Origin of the sequence: Paenibacillus solanacearum, from assembly GCF_910593845.1 — a bacterium.
In the GTDB taxonomy this organism is placed as follows: Bacteria; Bacillota; Bacilli; order Paenibacillales; family NBRC-103111; genus Paenibacillus_G; species Paenibacillus_G solanacearum.
On sequence record NZ_CAJVAS010000017.1, the window covers coordinates 1 to 17627 of the forward strand.

The 17627-nt window shown below is 49.1% G+C and carries 15 protein-coding genes and 1 other annotated feature; all 15 genes read right to left on the reverse strand.

Annotation, left to right across the window (positions count from 1 at the left end; all coding sequences use genetic code 11):
* Window positions 1-224 precede the first annotated feature (224 nt).
* The 15 genes from KXG62_RS18480 to KXG62_RS18550 all read right to left on the reverse strand — a co-directional run bounded on the left by KXG62_RS18480 (window position 225) and on the right by KXG62_RS18550 (window position 17436).
* Complete coding sequence (locus tag KXG62_RS18480) at window positions 225-1499, reverse strand: lamin tail domain-containing protein (protein ID WP_218093483.1); 1275 nt, start codon at window positions 1497-1499, stop codon at window positions 225-227.
* A 577-nt stretch (window positions 1500-2076) separates the two neighbouring features.
* A complete protein-coding gene (locus KXG62_RS18485) occupies window positions 2077-3957 on the reverse strand; it encodes an arginine--tRNA ligase (protein ID WP_425517358.1) in 1881 nt (626 codons plus the stop codon).
* A 118-nt stretch (window positions 3958-4075) separates the two neighbouring features.
* Window positions 4076-4306 (reverse strand) — a binding site (T-box leader).
* A gap of 179 nt (window positions 4307-4485) precedes the next feature.
* A complete protein-coding gene (locus KXG62_RS18490) occupies window positions 4486-6090 on the reverse strand; it encodes a glycosyl hydrolase family 18 protein (RefSeq protein WP_218093484.1) in 1605 nt (534 codons plus the stop codon).
* Window positions 6091-6253: 163 nt separating this feature from the next.
* A complete protein-coding gene (locus KXG62_RS18495) occupies window positions 6254-6568 on the reverse strand; it encodes an antibiotic biosynthesis monooxygenase family protein (RefSeq protein WP_218093485.1) in 315 nt (104 codons plus the stop codon).
* Between the two features lie 181 nt (window positions 6569-6749).
* Window positions 6750-7046, reverse strand: coding sequence for an RNA-binding protein (locus tag KXG62_RS18500; RefSeq protein ID WP_218093486.1), 297 nt, complete (start codon window positions 7044-7046; stop codon window positions 6750-6752).
* Window positions 7047-7320: 274 nt separating this feature from the next.
* Complete coding sequence (locus KXG62_RS18505) at window positions 7321-8190, reverse strand: DUF3473 domain-containing protein (protein WP_218093487.1); 870 nt, start codon at window positions 8188-8190, stop codon at window positions 7321-7323.
* Window positions 8187-8852, reverse strand: a complete 666-nt coding sequence (locus KXG62_RS18510; protein ID WP_218093488.1) for a class I SAM-dependent methyltransferase — start codon at window positions 8850-8852, stop codon at window positions 8187-8189. The genes KXG62_RS18505 and KXG62_RS18510 overlap by 4 nt, the downstream gene beginning before the upstream one ends.
* A gap of 131 nt (window positions 8853-8983) precedes the next feature.
* Complete coding sequence (locus KXG62_RS18515; RefSeq protein WP_218093489.1) at window positions 8984-10027, reverse strand: GNAT family N-acetyltransferase; 1044 nt, start codon at window positions 10025-10027, stop codon at window positions 8984-8986.
* Window positions 10028-10033: 6 nt separating this feature from the next.
* Complete coding sequence (locus tag KXG62_RS18520) at window positions 10034-10393, reverse strand: DMT family transporter (RefSeq protein ID WP_218093490.1); 360 nt, start codon at window positions 10391-10393, stop codon at window positions 10034-10036.
* Window positions 10380-10763: a DUF2304 domain-containing protein gene (locus tag KXG62_RS18525; protein WP_218093491.1), complete on the reverse strand. Its 384-nt coding sequence runs from the start codon at window positions 10761-10763 to the stop codon at window positions 10380-10382. Before KXG62_RS18525 ends, KXG62_RS18520 begins: the two co-directional genes overlap by 14 nt.
* A gap of 7 nt (window positions 10764-10770) precedes the next feature.
* Entirely contained in the window at window positions 10771-11478 is a 708-nt protein-coding gene (locus tag KXG62_RS18530; RefSeq protein WP_218093492.1) for a glycosyltransferase family 2 protein, read from the reverse strand.
* Window positions 11438-12517: a glycosyltransferase family 39 protein gene (locus KXG62_RS18535; protein WP_218093493.1), complete on the reverse strand. Its 1080-nt coding sequence runs from the start codon at window positions 12515-12517 to the stop codon at window positions 11438-11440. The genes KXG62_RS18530 and KXG62_RS18535 overlap by 41 nt, the downstream gene beginning before the upstream one ends.
* Before the next feature lie 629 nt (window positions 12518-13146).
* Window positions 13147-13695: a transposase gene (locus KXG62_RS18540; protein WP_218093494.1), complete on the reverse strand. Its 549-nt coding sequence runs from the start codon at window positions 13693-13695 to the stop codon at window positions 13147-13149.
* Window positions 13670-13906: a hypothetical protein gene (locus tag KXG62_RS18545; protein ID WP_218093495.1), complete on the reverse strand. Its 237-nt coding sequence runs from the start codon at window positions 13904-13906 to the stop codon at window positions 13670-13672. The genes KXG62_RS18540 and KXG62_RS18545 overlap by 26 nt, the downstream gene beginning before the upstream one ends.
* Window positions 13907-14130: 224 nt before the next feature.
* Window positions 14131-17436, reverse strand: a complete 3306-nt coding sequence (locus KXG62_RS18550; protein ID WP_218093496.1) for an S-layer homology domain-containing protein — start codon at window positions 17434-17436, stop codon at window positions 14131-14133.
* Window positions 17437-17627 lie beyond the last annotated feature (191 nt).

Genomic DNA, 17627 nt, shown 5'->3' on the forward strand with positions numbered 1-17627 from the left:
ATACTTCATTTTGAGCGCCTCTTTCGTATGTGGGTTTTGTTCTTGCCGGAACGTTTCCCAGTATACAAGAGGGGCTTTTTGCGTTCAAAGCTCAAATTACTTCATTACAGGAATGGCTCCTAAAATAAATTGGAAGTATTGTTAAATGAATAGCTGAGAGGCCTGGGCAATCGAAAAGCATGTCCGCAGACCGGCAAGCAGACGGCGGTCAAGGCATCGGAGAGTTAATTCAACCCTACCGACTTAGCCAAGTCGGCGTTCATCGCCTTCTGTTCCACCAGCACCTGCGCAAGCGTTTTATTCGAGCCTTTGACTGTCGCTCTCAGCGTCTCGACCGTGGCCGTCGCCAGCTCCGATAAGGTGAACTTGGACGCTTCGGCCGCTTTGCCCAACCCTTTCGAGCCCGCAAAGGCGATCGTCTGCTCCCATGTGAAGTCGGTGCCGTATTGGTACCCCAGCGACTGCAGCATAATCTTGTAGTACGCCTGCGCCGTTATGGCCGCATTCGGATCAAACTGGTTATCGCCGACTCCTTCCATCCCGAGCTCCGGATGGGCTTTGATGTACGCCAAGATCGGAGCGGCCCATTCGGCCGACGAGGCGTCGCTGAATGGGTTGTCGCCCTTGAAGCCGGCAGCTTCCGTTTCCAGCCCTTTCAGGCGGAGGAACATAACCGCTGATTGAATCCGTGTCGGGGTCTTGGCCAAATATTCCGCCGTAACGCCGCTCCCCTCTCCCGTCAGCATACCCAGCTTGGTTGCAATCTCTACCGCGCTGAACGCCGGCTTCGGCTCGGCCTTGACCGGCGCCGGAGGAATTTGCTCGGCGCTGAGCTTGCCGGGCGTCGATAAGGAATCTTTGCCGGATTGAAATTTACGAAGCTGAATGCTGCCATCGGTAGGATACGAATAATGAATCGCCCGGTCGTCGACCGTCGGGTCGGCCGTGCTTCCTTCGTAAGCGATCGCGCTGATTTTCGTGCCGTCTGCCTTCGTAACGAAAAGCATACGTTTTCCCGTATTATACAGCCCTATCCCCGAAGCGACGGCGACTTGTCCTGGCTCGAGATCGGGATTTTTGCTTCGGTAAAACTTGTAAAAATCGTCCAGCGTAAACGGGTTATTGGCCTGTTTAATCCATACAATCATCACGCCGTGAGGAGGAATCGTTCTTCCCGCGTCCTCTCCCCAATTCCACGGAGCATTTTCTTTATCCTTTTCGTCAAAGCCGTCTTTTACGACGATGCGAATATCCGACAGCTTGAGCGCTTGATCGCTATTGTTATACAGCTCGATCATCTCGTAGGCCTCGTCAAAGTTATCCTTAGCGCCGGTCGGCTTTACGTTTTTGGCGTTAGGGATCAGTTCCGTAATCATAACGGACGGAATGGCGTTCGTCTCGGCGGCCTTGACAGGCTCGGCAGCGATCGCAGCCCCCGTCGATAAGAAGGATAAAACCAAAGCGCATGTTACCTTTTGTCGTTGTTTCGCAGTGAGCATAAGCATCCTCCTAGAGTGGCAAATGAGTGGATATCAAGGTTGGGCGGTCTGCTGATCTAAGATGGGAGAAAAACGATGAATAAATGAAATGAGGTAAAAAAATGAAGCGTTGTTTCGATGATTGGTTCCCCGGAATTCCCCCTTTCAATACGTTAAAAGTTAAAATTATTTTACTATTATTATCTTTTATGCATAATTTTTCCTAACAAGGGCAGACAAGAGCATAGGCCGCCGGCCACCGACCGAGAACCACTGTTTTTGAGCAAGGCTGCATACGCGTGTCGTTTGGTTCATATTAGGATTAACTTCCAAAATATCCGTTTGTTACCAGTCTATTACCTATTCCAAAATAGTTAATTTTTCTTGACATTTGCTTATGCATGGACATTATTTTGTAATAATCGATCGAATTATAGCATGGCGCCTTCTTTTTTGTAAACGTTTTCTTTAACGAATGGCTGACGCTGAGGAACGTGCTTTTTCTTTAACTTTAAGGGTTCAACCCCGCTTCATACGTATGCATTCCGTTGTTATAAAACGAGTCCCCCGGCTTAACGAAAAGCAGGAGGACTCTAGTTTACATTCGTTTGGGCGTCGGCAATCCGAGCACTTGCAGCCCGTCCTGGAGCGTTTCCCGGAAACGCTCGGTCAACCACAGGCGGAACCGCATCGTCTGTTCCTCGGCCTTCAGAATCGGGCAGCTGGCATAAAAATGACTAAACAGCGTTGCCAGTTCATACACGTAGGCGCATAGGATGCCGGGCGCCAGTTCGTCGGCAGCCGCCTGCAGCGTCTCCGGCCAGTATGCTATATGGCGCATCAGGCTGTATTCCTGAGGTTCCAATTGCTCGTTCTCCTTCATTGCGGCTTGCTTCGAATCATCGGACGCTTTATCCAATATGCTGCATGCCCGGGCGTATGCGTACAGCATATAGACGCCCGTATTGCCGGATACTTCGGTCGCCTGGTTTAAATCGAACACGACTTCCGTTTGCAGATGGAATCTCAGCAGGTAGTACCGGATTGACGCTGCGGCTATCGCTCTGCTGGACAAGCCGGCTTTGCGGGAACGCTTCGCCTCGATGACTTGCTCCATACGGCTCAAAAAATCGTCGACCTTGATGCCAATGCCCTGTCGGCCAGACATCGGGTATGAATGCTTCGCCTCCGATGTGTCCACGCCAAGCCCGGCGGCCGACTCCCGGCTGAGCGATACGACGCCGTAACTGACATGGCGCAGCTGCTCCGCCTGCTCATGAAATCCAAGCGCTTGCAGCGCCTGTTTGACCATCGCCTGCGGGTATTCCTGCCGATAATCGATCACGTTGATGACCTGATCGGCATGACCGATCTTCCTGGACATGCCGTCCGGATGGGTGGACCACAGCTTGTCGGCGAATTTCTTGTAACGAAAATCGGTGCCGAGCAGGCCGAACTTCCACAAGTGGTACGCGATGTCTTTGGCCGTATAGGTCAAAATCCCGCTCGATCTCACCAGCACTTTGTCCGCTTGGTAATCCGCGCCTTCTTCCGTCTCTTGTTCCCCTTCTCCAATCGGCTGCCGAAGCACCCAACAGCCTGCAAGCTTGCCATCCGTCTCCTGCCGAAACCTCGGTGTCGCTTGCAGCATCTCAAACGCGCGCGACCAGAGCCCTTCCCGGACGATACTGCTTTCCCACACGAGTACGTCGTACTCGATGCCGAATTGCTGCATTTCCTCCAGATGCTCCCGGACGATGCGTTCTGCGACAAGCAATCCCATCCAGGCCATATTGGTATTCCCTTTTTCCAGCTCATGAAGCACGGCCGTCCGTTCGTTTTGCAGCGCCGGATTTTCTTTATACTGCCTGTTTACTTTCGCATACGTCTCCCAGCAAAAATCGCCAAAGCGCATAAAGTGTTGCTCTGTTGACGTATGCAGCATGCCGACAACCGTATCGGCCAGCTGATTCCCCAAGTCGTCGATGTAGTTATGCACCTCTACCTGGCAGCCGGTTCGCCTGAGCAGCCTTGCAAGCGTATCTCCGATGCACGAGTTCCGCAAATGCCCGATATGCGCGGACTTGTTCGGATTGATCGAAGTATGCTCGATCAGTACCTTCTTGCGGGGCTTCTCTGAAGCTTGCGCGGCCGTACGGCCGTATCCTTCCGCCCATTTCTTCCAGTCCACATACACATTAATGAACCCCGGCGGAGCGACCTCGATGCGGCCAAACAGCGCCTTCATCGCGGAATCCCGCTCCAGCCGCTCTTTCAACTCGCCGGCGATCGCAATCGGCGGCTTTTTTAACGTTTTGGCCAGCAGCATTGCGATATTGGTGCTGTAATCCCCATGGGTGCTGTGGGTCGGCTGCTCGATCCCGATCCGGAACCCTTCGGGTCGCTCGATGCCAGCGTCTTGCAACCACTCGCTTAATGCGGATTGTACCGCTGATTCCATCACATCGCTCATCTTCATCATCTTGGCAGCCCTCCAGTAAGTAGCATGGAACAGCTTCTGTCCGAAGCCTGTTCGGTGGAAATACGCTTGCGAACATCGTTAGAATGGAACAAAAAATAGCCCCCATCTCCAAATAAATAGAGACGAGAGCTATATAGATCCCGCGGTACCACTCTGCGTGTCAAGCCGCATACGGGCCCGACCACTCCATGTTGTAACGGTCCATGACCGGATTTGCCTACTGCTTCTCGGGTTCGGCAAACCATTTCCCGGGCCCGTTTCATCCTGGACAACCGTACCGGCTCACACCAACCCGGCTCGCTGCGACTGCTTGTCACGGACTACTTTTCCCGTTCACCAATGTTCTGTTATACGCATCATGTCAATATTAGAACTATTTATACAGGATGAATCGCCAAATGTCAAGCGTCTGAGTTAAAGGTGTCTGAGTCAAAGGATGTCGTTCTGATTCAAAGGGTCTCCCGCTGAAATGATCCGCTGCTGCCCATACTGCTGCTAACCTAACTACGCCGGAGATGCATTCCGTTACTTTGCGGCGGCATGGATCGCATCCCAATCCGACGCAGTTGCATTGCCCATATGCCATATGGATACGCCTTTGAGCCCGTAATATTGGGCCAGCCACAGCTTTTTGGCGATGCTCTCCGCATCCTCGTAATAGATCAAGTGGCTGCCGCGCTCATCCTGAAACGTGATTTGCTTCAAATGATACGGCAAACTCCATGATTGCCCTTCCGGCTGTGCAGCCAGCCGCCGTTCCACCGCATCGATCTCCGGTTCGTAATAAGACGTGCCGCCTTGCGAAGTAATCCACTGGTTTGCTTGCTTGGAAATGCCGAGCACAAGCTTTTCTTTCGGGATCGCGACCAGCGCTTGCCGAACCGTGTCATTCACAAGCGGCAGCGGAGCCGAAGGCAGCTTGCCCCCTTGATCGGTAAAATCGTACGCCATCAAGATGACCGTATCGGCGATATCGCCAATTTTTTTCAAATCGTACCCTTTGTAGTAATAAACAGGCGGCACGGCAACCGTTAGCGACCGGTGACCGAGCTTCGCCTTCAGCGCCGACAAGAAGGCAACATAATCGGCCGCGCCGGCTTCCTCCTTCAAGCCTTCAAAATCGATGCACACGCCGGTAAACGGATACTGCGGGTCGTCCAGCGTTTGCAGCAGCGAGTCGATAAAGGCCGCTTGCGCCGCCTTATCTTTGACGAAATCGCGCAGCGAGGCCCCACCGGAATACACCATCAACTCGCTGTGAATATTCGCTGCCTTGGCCGCCTCTACCGCCTGCTCCCAGCCATCCGGAATGCGGTATTCGGTAGCTTCCGTCTGTAAGCTCGCCTGTCCGGCCTTATCGTATTGCAGATGCGACCAGCCGAAGATGACGTTAGATAGCGAGGAGATCCGGCCGATCGCCGGATAAGACCGAATCGCATAAAAACCGGTAACGTCCAGCGCTTGCCCGGTTGCCGCTAGGTCCACGCAGCGGTATATAATCGCGGCCGCTTCTTTGCGGGGCAGTAGATCGCCTGGCCTGAAGCCTCGCTCGTCGCCCTCCAGGATGCCTTGATGAACGGCATAATACACATAAGGCGCGATCGCCTCGGCGATGGGGCGGCTATCCTTGAACGGGTTCGCTTCCTTTTCGCCGATCCAGCCGGACTGCAGCCACTGACTGCGCGACGGTTCGTCCAGCGATTCGAGCAGCATTTTTCCGATCAAGGCCGCAACCTCTTCCCTTGTGATCGGCTGCGCCGGATGAAACTGACCGGAAGCGTCAAGCATGAAGTTAATCCAATGGCGTTCAGCCGCATAAGCGATATACGGGTAAGACCATCGGTCCGCCGGTACATCCGGCAGAGACGAAGCGGAACTTTGTTGTGTCTCCTCCCGCGAAGCAGCGACGATCAGCTTCACGAAGGCTTCCCGCGAAAGAAGCCCGTCCGGATGAAATATCGCTGCGGATTCACCGTTAATCATACCCAGTGCAGCAAGCGAGTACACGTTGTCATAAAACCAGTCCGTCGGTCCCACGTCCTGAAACGGCTTCAACTGCACATCGTATGCAAAAGCCTTTCCCGTTATTGCCGCGAAAAGCAGTAACGACAGCATGGTTATTTTTCTCATTTGTTTTTTGACTCCTCTCCCATTCCGCCTATTAGACGACATGGAGAAGAAAATAGTTTCATAGGGAGCCATAACCGCCATACTTTGTCTCCTTTTGCACAAAAAAAGCAGGCACGATAGCGCATCGTACCTGCTTTTACATAAATATGAGTTCGGAGTAGCACTAAGGCGTCTTGGTCACCTTTACTTCATAATTGGCGTGGCTCGAACTAATAATATGCTCTGGCTTCGGCTTACCCCGGCTTTGCCTGTGACCCTCCAGATGGACCTCGCTCGTCTCCCATTTTTTCCAGGCTTCTTCCGATTCCCAGCGGATCATGACAATGACTTCCTCGTCGCCTCTTCTTGCTTTTTTCACCATAACGCTGAGATCGATAAAGCCTTCCTGCTGCTCAACGACACCTGGCTGACCGAATCGGTTGACAACAAGCTCGGAAGTTCCCTCTTGGACGATAATCGTTTTCATTTCGATAAACATACCATTCCACTCCTTAAACGGTTGTACTGCCCTCCCTTCATCTTATTGATAAAGATTATCATTGTCAATTGAAACTTGAGTTTGCAGCACACTACGGCGCTGCGAAGACAGCCGTCAGACGCCCCATCCCCATCGAGATTTTCTGATAACCAGGCGTTCGACGCGTCTGTGAACCTCTTCCTTACAACTTGTACTGTTCGGTAAACTCGAGCAGCCGTTTCGTCAACACGCCTTTGCCCCATCGCAGCGGGCCGGACGAACCTCTCTCTTCTTGCAGCGAAGCCAGAAAAATAATCATAACCTCTCTTCGCTCCGTAATCGATATCATCCCTTTGCGATACATCCAGTCGTCTATCGTATTGTATACACCTTTGTTCAAGCCATATCGTTCCAAGCAATGCGACACGAACCGATGATCGGGCAAGTTCGTCAAATGTTCGTCCACAAGCGCATCGAGCTCCATTAAAGAAACCATCATGCCCTCTCCCTCCTTTGTTGAAACAGCCATGATGCGTACAAAAAAGAGACCTGTCGCGAACGAGGCAGGTCTCCGGTCGATCCGGTAGATATCCTTATATTCCGATGTATTAAGTGTGTTTTTAGTATAGCAGCGATCTCTAATTGTGTCAATCGGCAGCAAATCGCCGAAATTCTTCACTCATCAAACACTCGCTCGCTTACTCACAAGTCCGACAAACACAACATGGAGCGCCTTCCGCATCGTTCTGCACAGAAAACGCTCGTATGTTTCTTTACACTTGCAGCCCGAACCGGCTCTTCAAATGCTCCGCAACGGAAGTAAATTCAAAGCTGGTCATGATGTGCTGCAGCTTCTTTTTCGTCCCGCTCACATTGTAATAGTGGATAAAATGCTCCTTGGAAGGCAAGCTCAGCTTTTGCTCCGCCGCGTCGATCTCCCTCGGGTGCAAATAGACGATTGTATTGCGGCCCTGACGATTAGCGGAACGGATGGCCTGCTTAATAAAAAATGTCGGAAAAAAGCGGAAATAGAAGCCGCCCGAATAGCCCATATTGCGCCCGCCCAGCTTCATGACCGACATCGGCACCTCAAAGAGATCCAACTCCTGGCCGTTAACCTGCGGCCTATGAATTTCGGTCGGCGCGGTCGGGATGCCGTATAGAAATGTTTTCACAGGAAAGATGCTGGCGTCGTATTTTAACCCGAGCTCCACGAGCGCTTGCAAATAGTGCAGGTTGCTCTCGACGATCGACCAGGAAGGCGCCCGGTATCCGAGTACTTTACTCCCCGTCAAGTCTTCCAAAATATCGACCGATTTTTTCACATCGGCCTTGAATTCATCATAGGTTTGCTTGTACGCAAGCTGATGCCCATAACCGTGAGAGGCGACGTCATGCCCTTCCCGCGCGATCGCTTTCACGACGTCGGGGTAGTCCTCGCCGATGCAGCCAAGGGTGAAGAACGTCGCTTTGGAGCCTGTATCGCTGCATATTTGCAGCAGCGCATCCATATGCGCCCTGAATTTGGAGCCCTTGCCTCTATAATCGTCGGGATTTATATGGTCGTAATTGGCGTGAAACCATTCCTCGATATCAAAGGTTAGCATATTGTCCGTTTGGTTTACAGCAGCCGACCTGATCAATGTTTCTTACTCCCTTTTATCGCAAACGAAGTGCAGAACGCATCGGATACGTTACCGCCTGTACGGCTGCTCGCTACGAACTTGAACGGATGATACATCTTCAAAAATTCGATATGCTCAAAGCCATGCTTCGCGAACACGTCCCTTAATTCATCCATCGCATACATTTTGTCAAACTTCTTGCTCTTCTCGAACAATTTGAGCAGCTTCCGCTGGACTGAACCCTGATGCAGCGTCTGGATCAGCAGCGTTCCGCCCGGTTTGGTAACCCGAGCCAGTTCCTGGATGACCGCCTGGTACTGCTCGATCAGCTGGATCACGCCGATGCACATGACCACGTCAAATTTGCCGCTCTCGAAGTTCATAGCCGTCAAGTCCTGCGACGATGTAACCAGACCGCGCTGCGCGGCAAATTCCAAACTTTTTACGGAAAAGTCGACGCCATATACCGTATTTTCCTTCACCAGCGGCTCGCTGAAAGCGCCGACGCCGCACCCGGCATCAAGCACTTCTTTGCCTTTCATCTCACCAAGCCACCGCAAAGTGTTGTTTCGTTGCATAAAAAAGCTTTCGTCATCGAAATAATCGGATGACTTGACAGACGCTCCATGCGTCTCAGCCTTTTGGTCAAAATACTGCTTCCAGTTATTCGGGTTACTCATTGAATTTGCATCCTCCGATGGCGAAACATGTAATAGGGTACAGCTGATGTGCGGCGCCAAGCCTTTCCGCGGAATAAGACGCTCGAATTGCTTCATGCGCGTCTTTCATTCTATTTCGTAATGTAACATCCCTAGGGCAAAATATACTTAATCAACTTCTTACCCACCGGATCGGTAATGAACCGGGGCGTCTTTTTCCACAGCTCGATAAAAAAGCTCAAGCTCTGCTTGTCCGGAGGACCGGAGCTCGTCTCTCCTCCGTCATACATCATATAATGCAGCTGAACGGGGACGGCCCCCCACTGTTCCTTGTACTTATACGTACCCGATCCTTTGGGCGACCGCCCCAAATCCAGATAACGCAATCCGCTGCGTATTCCGAACTTCACGGCTTCCCAGTACATGAAGTTGTTCAAATATTTGTTATTATATTCCGTCAGATTGGCGCCGTAAGGATAATACAGCGTCCCGTCGCTCGGACTCACAACGAGCAGCATGCCCCCGACGACGTCACCATTCTGCTTGTCCAGCACAGTCAGCAACGTCGAATGCTCCGGCAAATGCTCGAAGAAGCTTCGAAAAAAACGGATATCCGGTGATGGAGAGCCGAGCTGCTTCATCCGCCTGACGTATACATTATAGAAATCTTCCAGCCGGTCCCGGTCAAAGGAAACGTCGAACCAGCCATTCTTGTATGCTTTGCGCACATGATTGCGGTTGCTGCCGCTGGAGAGCGATAATACTTGATCCTCATCATCCGTAAGAGGCAGCATAAAAGTATAATTATGCGAATTCGCTGTCCAGTCGGAGCGCTGCAAGCTTTGCTCCTTCAGCCGCAGCTCGATATAACTCAAACCAAGCTTTGTTTTCAGTTGCATGACCGCTTCCACGGCAAAACGAAGTGCTTCATCGCTTTCTGCGCATATATTGGTATAGTTGACAAATGGAAGCGAGACCGCCGCCTTTTTCAGCCCGAGATTTCGTCCGATCACAAGCGGAATGATGCCGCACATGCGGCCTTGATCATCCAGAACGGCATGGTAGCTGCATGTATATCCGAATGAGCCGATCAATATTTGTCTGAAGGCCGTCGTATGAAACACCGTGCCCCGGGTCCTTGCCAATTGATCCCATTCGTCTTTCATTGACTCCGTATAGGCGACACACCTGAACATGAACGTTTATCCTTTCAGCCAAAAAATGACGCCGATCATAATAAAACCGGTCCCCGCCCATTTCATAACGCTAATATGCTCTTGGAAAATGAGCAGCGATACCAAGATGAGCAGCACGTACTGTATGCTGGATACAAACGTAACGTAGCTGAGATCAAACGCGGACAAGCAGTATACCCAGATGATCGCGGCCAGGGCGTAAGCCGCGAATCCGCCGACAATTAACGGCGAAGTCATGTAGCCTAGCAATATGTTAATCATGGAACCTTCGAAATTCACGTTGCGGCTGCCGAATTTGAGCAGCGTTTGCGCGGCCACGGTCATGGATACGCTAAGTAATAGCATTAAGTAATTAATTACGTCCACCTTCGTTCATTTTCTTCTCAAGCTCTTCCAGCCTGAGTTTCGTAAGTCCCAGCTCCTGCGTCAGCGCTTTGTTGTGCATCTTCAGGCTTGAAATGCTGACGCTCGTATTCAGCAGCAGCAAATAGGCGCAGGCGATCAGGATGGAAAAGAAAGCCGACGGCGCATAATCGATGCCGATCAGATTCGAAAACCAGTCCATCATACCTTTAAAAACCGACATCACGAGCGTAAACAAACCGATCAGAAACCAGACAAGCGAATATTTTTCCTTAATCATTCGGGCTCTGACCATTAAAAATACGGATATAATGATGATCAGGCTGAATGCAACGCCCATAATCTGAACGCTATACATATGTTCACCATCCATTGCCCATTCACCACCTTGTTCTTGTGTAGGAGAAGAAGATCGATAAAATGACCTTCACCATGTAGTACGGACTTTTGATCGGTGTGATGGAAGATGATCCGTGCTCGCGCTCTCTCATCTCTACGCCAACTTCGCTGATGGTGAGCCCGTGCTTTTTCAAGAGAATGATTGCATCCGGCTCGGGATAATCATCGGGATAATGACGGCATAACAGCTCGATACTCTTTTTGTTGTAGATCCGGAATCCCGATGTGCTATCGGTTACTTTCGTTTGAATGAGCAGCCGGAACAACAAATAAAACACTTTAATGCCGAGCCTGCGGGTCCACGTCGTACGGTACGACTGAATATCGAGAAACCTCGACCCGATAACCATATCACAGCCGCTCCGCGACATCGCGTCCAGCAGCTTGTCGACCTCTTTTGGAATGTGCTGGCCGTCGCCGTCGATCTGAACCATATAATCGTAATCATTTGCATAGGCGTATTTGAAACCGGTCTGCACCGCGCCGCCAATGCCCAAATTGTATGGAAGATCCACGACCTTCACGCCATCCGCCTTTCTTGCGTTGGCCGACGTTTTGTCCAGAGAGCAATCGTTGATCACGAGAATATCGAAGTCCGGTATGCTTCCTCTAATATCGCCGATGACTTTCAAAATGTTATGTTGTTCATTAAATGCCGGAACTACAATCAGTACTTTTTCTTCTCCCATAGCGGCTCAGCTTCCCCATCATTTTTTTGGCAATGATCAATACCAAACGAATCCCTCTGTCAGCTCCGTAAGCGGTTACCATGATCATAAACGGTATCGCTGGCGCGCGGTATCTGTACAGTCCATCAATAAAAAAGATAATGCAAAATACGAAAACGGCGAATATGGTCAGCCACACAACGGAAGCCTTGCGAAACTTTCCGTCGATGATCGCGGCGATGGTTCCCAGCATGAACAACGCAGTCGGAAGCGCCTGCTTTGCAAATTTAATGATACCGTTTACACTTTGCAGATCTGACTGCCACACCCATCTTCCGAGGAAGGCTATGGTTCTCTTCGCGTATATGATCAACACATGATCCCAGTTGTTAATGATAAAACTGAGAATTAGGCTGTTGAACACGTTAATGGTATAATCAGGTCTAAATTTGTAATCGTGTGGCGACGGCCTATCGTATATCCAGCCGTTGGCGTATATATTGTACAATACCTTCTTCGCGTTAAACTGCATCGATTCGATCAGCGAGTCCAGCTTGTGCGTCGCAAAGAGAATGATTAGAACAGCAACCGCGGCGGTCGCGGCACCTCCGATGGCAAGCCTGTACTTTACGATAAAAGCCATCATCGTTTTCCGGTGAATGATCGCGATATAGAGCATAATAAAAGCGACGGACATGATGCCTGCGGGCCGGAATACTAGCATGAGCAGCGATATAAGTACGAATATTACGGTATACTTCTTTTTCTTCGTGTCTATGGCCTTCAGCAGACAATAGATGCTAAGAAGCAGGAGCGTTATAAAGAAGCTGTCGGATAAAATATAAGTAGACCAAAGGGTAATATCCCAGGAATAGGCATAAAAGTAGGACGCAATGATGGCCGTTACTCTATTGAAGAGCATCCGTGCAATCTTGTAGACCAGTATAACGCTTGATCCGGCGACGATGACCTGAATGAAAATGATCGCGACAGGGTCCTTAAAAATGGCCAGCAGCAAAGTCAGCAGCAGATTGTAGCCGATATATAATATATCGTCCATATGCGAGCCGATCTCGAAACGGGTCATCAAAGCGTGTGCATAATCGAGGTACCACTGTGAGTCCGGAGACTGGGGAAAGCCTGTATCTGTCGACTTCAAATAAAAAAAATAATCTAATCTCACTTTCAGAGACAGATATAAAAATGGAATGATATATAGAAACTCTATATCCTTGATTTTCATGTAAAACGGATAACCGACATTCATGCATTTTCGGTATATTTGGTGCACGTACCTTAAGTATTCTTTATATCGTTCGTACACTTTGCTCAACAGCTCCAAACGGCTTATGTGGTTAAATGTGATGTAATAATTATGACATATTTGTCTGCTTTTGAGCAAGATATATTTAAGGATTTTAATAAAAAACAACTCGAAAATTGTCGAGGAAACAGAAGGCCGGAACGCGCCTTCACATGTGAAAAATAAATGTATAAGGATACGAATATTTATTCCGTATTTTTACACATTAATATCTTCCCTGATTCCGTGAAACTACTGGGTTCAAGGTAGAAGAATGGTTTCGCTCACATCCCAAAATCGTGAAGTAGTGGCGACATCCGAAAACAGACACAAGAAACTAGAGCCTGCTTTTTGCGGCTCTTGCTTCAAACATTTGTTTGCATCCATCAACTCGACAATACGGTATAAATACGGTGGAAGACGGGGAACCATGGGCTATGAATACCAAAGCGAAGCTTCGTTTGCCGCGCATGCTCCACCATCCGTGTAGCGAGCCACATGAGATTCTCGATCACGGTCTTCACACGCCGACGATTCACTTTCGTCTTCACCGGTGCATCGGGTTCCTGAAGCGAAATTTGTCCAATGATCTGCAACAAGTTGTAAGCAACCAGACCCGCACAAAGCACCAAGTCGTTGGTCGCAAATTTACCCGAAGGGAGTCGCTCCAAATTCAAATCCGTCTTCAACTCGCTATGAAACTGCTCGCTCGTGGCGTGATCACGGTACAACTGAATGACCTGCCAAGGTGAGCACGTCAGCGTCGTAAAGAAAACCTGTACGTCGATTTCTGGCACGAGCAATAGTTGGCCACCGGCTTCGATCGTGCGCTCGATGACCTGATATACCACGCGAATCGGGCGCTTCAGTTTTTTGTCGTTCCATGTGATGGAGCCGAGATAAACCTTCTTACCCTCTCGCTCCTCGCAGCACATGCCGTCTTGCTTGGGCGATGAGCAGCCATTCTTCGGGCGATTCCCGGCGCAGGTTGCGCTTGACAATGAAGTCGACGTTTTGCTCCAGGCACACGTTCAAATTGACTAGCGCATCATTGCCGGCATCCATCCGTACCAGTAGCGGTTTGTCGGTCGCACGCCGAGCGAGTTCCAAACTTTGGGTTAGGAATGCGTCGGCTTCTTTCTGCACATGGGTTTTGCCCTCGCGCAGATTGACATTGATCCCATAGCCTTCCTGATCCCTTTTCTTTATTTTACGCCACCAGAGTCTATTTTTCTAACATTTTATGAATGTAGTTTCACGGAATCAGGATCTTACAAAAAAGCAAGAGGAAAGTTAAACAACCCCAAATGCCATCGGGCACTGGGGTTGGTCTTTCAGGCAGTTTACAATTATAAAGTTCCGGTTCGATACTACTTAACGGTAACTTCAGTTGTAGCAGAAAGCCCGTTGGTTGATGTTGCTGATAAATCGAATTGCTTCACGTTGCTACCAATTTTTACTTTATACACATTGGCAACCTGGCTCGCTGTAGATCCCTGAGACTCACCTACTTGAACTACTTCCACAATATCTCGCTCATCGCCCATTGCAGCACCTTTGAGCACAACATGATCAGCTGTGAATTGCAAGCCAAAGATATGATTGTAGTCATTGACAACGGTTCCGTCATATGTACCGTATTGATCTGTTACTTGAAGATTCATCAACCCGTTAGATACTTCGCCTATGTAAGCATCAGCAACGTTATAGGCGCGATACTTATCGCTGGAGCCGGCTAAAACACCTTCCACTTGAATCTTCTTGTTGCGCGCAACTACATCTATAAGTTTCTTCCGTTCACTTTTTAGCGTTACCGTTGCGGTAGCAACTTTATTCTCACCTTTACGATTCTCATAATTTACTGAGATCGTGGATGAACCCGTTTTGTACCCGAAAACATACCACTTATCGTCTTTTGGATCCCGACCTACAAACGCCGAGATTTGGTCAGAACTTGTCGCACGCTTAACAAAATTTTTCGGAACAGCTACTTTATCGCCGGACGCCGTCGTAACGTTCATTTTTATTTCTTTATTAAACGGACTATAAACCGCAGAGTAAAGTGTGTCGCTTACCTTTTGCTTTTGTTGATGTCCTCCAAGCATATTATACAAGGTTGCGCTGGCAATTGTTTTGCCGTTAATATCAGGCAGAACTGGAGGATAGTACGTGCTCAAACCACTGTCACGTGTATTATGCATAGTACCGAGATCAGCAATAGCATAATTCAAATCAGCGTTTTCAGATACAATTTTCAGTGATTTTTCCACTGAAGACATCGTTTGCTGGGCTCCGCCGTTTTCACTCTTTCTAATTTCAAAGCGAAGTCTTGCTTGCGCATCAGCAGCGGCTCCCTCTGCAGCAACCACTCTCAAACCGTCGTTAATAGTTTTAAACGAATTTTCATTCCACTCATCTGCATGATTAAACTCTTTAGCAGCAGACTTGGAAACAATAGGCGTTCCTTCTTGGCTATCATCATCTTTCGTAACCGTAAAGTAATTGCTGCTGTCAGCTGTAAAGCCAACGTAAACACTATATGTTACATTTTTACCGTCTTTTGAGACAGGCAAGTTATAGTTCATAGACTTTCCATATTGGTCATATACTTGGAATTTGAAACTTGAAGAAGCATTTGGATAGTATTCCTTCGCCGGTACTTCAACTTCCTTAATACGATCCGGATAACGGGTATCGGATACCGTATACGTTCTTGTTGCAGTGCTTGTTGCATTCGGACTAGCAATAACGGCTGTCACGGCAACCGAACTCTTTGCAGGTGCAGAAACCTTTCTGATATGAACGGACCCTCTGTGTGCACCCGAGTTCGTAATCTTACCGTCCCATCCTTCATCTTTGTTGCCTGCCCCCGAGACGGAAATTTGGATACGGTCGCGGTTGGCATCGCTTGTCAAATCATCGACACTTAATTGGTTGCCTAGAGCGTCATAAGCAACGAGCGGGATATATACATCCTGATCTCCGTTCGCGATCACATCGTTGAAATCACCGAGCTCTACTTTCGTTGCAATTTTGCTTGATTGAATTTTCAGCTTAGAAGTCGCCGTTGCGGCTTGAGTCGTTACCGTAAACGTATACTCTCCGGACTTATCCACATTTTCGTTCAAGGAAAGCTTCAAGCGCGGAATGTTATTTCCGTTGTCTTCAACGGTTTTCCCAATGATTGTGGCACCGCTCGAAGTCGAACCAATGTAATCGTTCCAAATTACGTTGACGCTTTTCTCCCAATCGGTGTTCGGATCTCCGAAAATGTCTTTCATATTGGAATCATACGAAATGTTGCCGCCGTATTGATCATAAAGATTCAATTCGAGTGTGGCATAATCGCCTTTGGCGTTAATGGCTTTTTCCGTTTCGTTAGAGTATTGTACATCCCCAAGTTCGAGCTTCGTCAAAATTGGAGCTACGCCCAGTTTGAAGCTTTTAGAAACCGTCACATGCTGATCATTGTTTACTACGGTTACCGGAATGACAGTTGCACCAGGAGAAAGGCCTTCAACATCCGTTCTCATGGAGAGCAACAATGTGCCGTCGTCGTTTTTTGTGATTTTTGCATCTTGTGCGCCAGATGTGTATACGTCATAACCACCTGCCGAGAAAGAAGCTTTCTCACCGTATTGGTTCTTCGCAGCAAGCTTAAGAATGACTTTGCTTGCTTTCGCTACTGTGTCGTTGGCACTCAAGAAATCGATACTTTTCAGCACTTCATCTTCCGCTGTGAACTTCGCAACAGTCTTATCCAGATCTTTTGCATCCAAACCGCTCAGGGTTACGGAGTATTCACCTGCGGAAATCCTAACATCCGTCAACGTCAGTGTCGCAGAATTCTTGTCATCCGCCCACTTCACAGTCGTCTCGATGTCGGCCGAGCCCTTTTTCAAGGTCAACTTCGCTTTTTTCGTATCGACTTCTCGATCTAATTTTACTTGTACTGTGTATACGCCGGTTGGCTTGGCTTCAGTTACCGAAGCTTTTGCCGGCTTGTTCAAGTTTTTGTATTGATTTTGAGCCTCGTATGCGGAGGTTACCAGCATATCGCGAGTCGCTGCCGAAGTACCGCCGAACGTTCCGTCCGCACCGCTGCTCATGATTTTCAATTGAATAGCCAGCGCAACATAACCTTTCGCCCAATCGGAAACGGTTTTGTCGGCTACGCCAGGAGTCGCTTGAGCGTCCTTATCCTTTTTCAAACCGCGAATCAGGAAAGTCGCGAGCTGCTCCTTCGTCACTTCACCCGCCGGATTGAATTGACCTGGAGCATAACCGTCGGTAATGCCAGCCGCTTTAACGGCTTCGATATAAGGAAGAGCGTATCCGTTGGCCGGATCGTCAGCTTTCACATCCGTAAAGCTGGACGTTTTCAAGGAAGAATCAACTTTCAGACCGAAAATGAGCGCTGCAACCTTGGCAAATTGGGCACGATTCATTTTTTCTTTCAGGCCGAATGTGCCTTCTTTGACACCGTCGAAGACACCTGCGGAAATCAATGCATCAAATTTTGCTTTCGTGGCTGCGTCGAGATCTTTCAGGTCGCTGAAGTTCGCGGATGTTTTCGCTGCATCAGCATCCCCTTCACCTTCGGCACCAAATGCTACGGACGAAAACATCGAGAACGCCATAGCCAGGGATAAAATAGCGGGCAAACTTTTCTTCATATTCTTTTTTTCTCCTCCTCATGCGTGCTTCGAATGTTGGATTCTGGTTATGAATCGATCCATGCTAATTCATAGGTCCACTCCCATCCGTCACGTTTTTCATGACACTATGCTCAGTTTAACGAAATCAGTAGTTTTATGTTATGTACGGACTGAACGTAAATATGGTGAAAAAGAACAAAAGCATATTT

What these genes read in the sequence shown, in the direction of transcription:
- KXG62_RS18480 (WP_218093483.1), bottom strand. Translation starts at nt 1,499, where the DNA reads ATGCTCACTGCGAAACAACGACAAAAGGTAACATGCGCTTTGGTTTTA.
- KXG62_RS18485 (WP_425517358.1), bottom strand. Translation starts at nt 3,957, where the DNA reads ATGAAGATGAGCGATGTGATGGAATCAGCGGTACAATCCGCATTAAGC.
- KXG62_RS18490 (WP_218093484.1), bottom strand. Translation starts at nt 6,090, where the DNA reads ATGAGAAAAATAACCATGCTGTCGTTACTGCTTTTCGCGGCAATAACG.
- KXG62_RS18495 (WP_218093485.1), bottom strand. Translation starts at nt 6,568, where the DNA reads ATGTTTATCGAAATGAAAACGATTATCGTCCAAGAGGGAACTTCCGAG.
- KXG62_RS18500 (WP_218093486.1), bottom strand. Translation starts at nt 7,046, where the DNA reads ATGATGGTTTCTTTAATGGAGCTCGATGCGCTTGTGGACGAACATTTG.
- KXG62_RS18510 (WP_218093488.1), bottom strand. Translation starts at nt 8,852, where the DNA reads ATGAGTAACCCGAATAACTGGAAGCAGTATTTTGACCAAAAGGCTGAG.
- KXG62_RS18515 (WP_218093489.1), bottom strand. Translation starts at nt 10,027, where the DNA reads ATGTTCAGGTGTGTCGCCTATACGGAGTCAATGAAAGACGAATGGGAT.
- KXG62_RS18525 (WP_218093491.1), bottom strand. Translation starts at nt 10,763, where the DNA reads ATGGATGGTGAACATATGTATAGCGTTCAGATTATGGGCGTTGCATTC.
- KXG62_RS18530 (WP_218093492.1), bottom strand. Translation starts at nt 11,478, where the DNA reads ATGGGAGAAGAAAAAGTACTGATTGTAGTTCCGGCATTTAATGAACAA.
- KXG62_RS18535 (WP_218093493.1), bottom strand. Translation starts at nt 12,517, where the DNA reads ATGGACGATATATTATATATCGGCTACAATCTGCTGCTGACTTTGCTG.
- KXG62_RS18540 (WP_218093494.1), bottom strand. Translation starts at nt 13,695, where the DNA reads ATGTGCTGCGAGGAGCGAGAGGGTAAGAAGGTTTATCTCGGCTCCATC.
- KXG62_RS18550 (WP_218093496.1), bottom strand. Translation starts at nt 17,436, where the DNA reads ATGAAGAAAAGTTTGCCCGCTATTTTATCCCTGGCTATGGCGTTCTCG.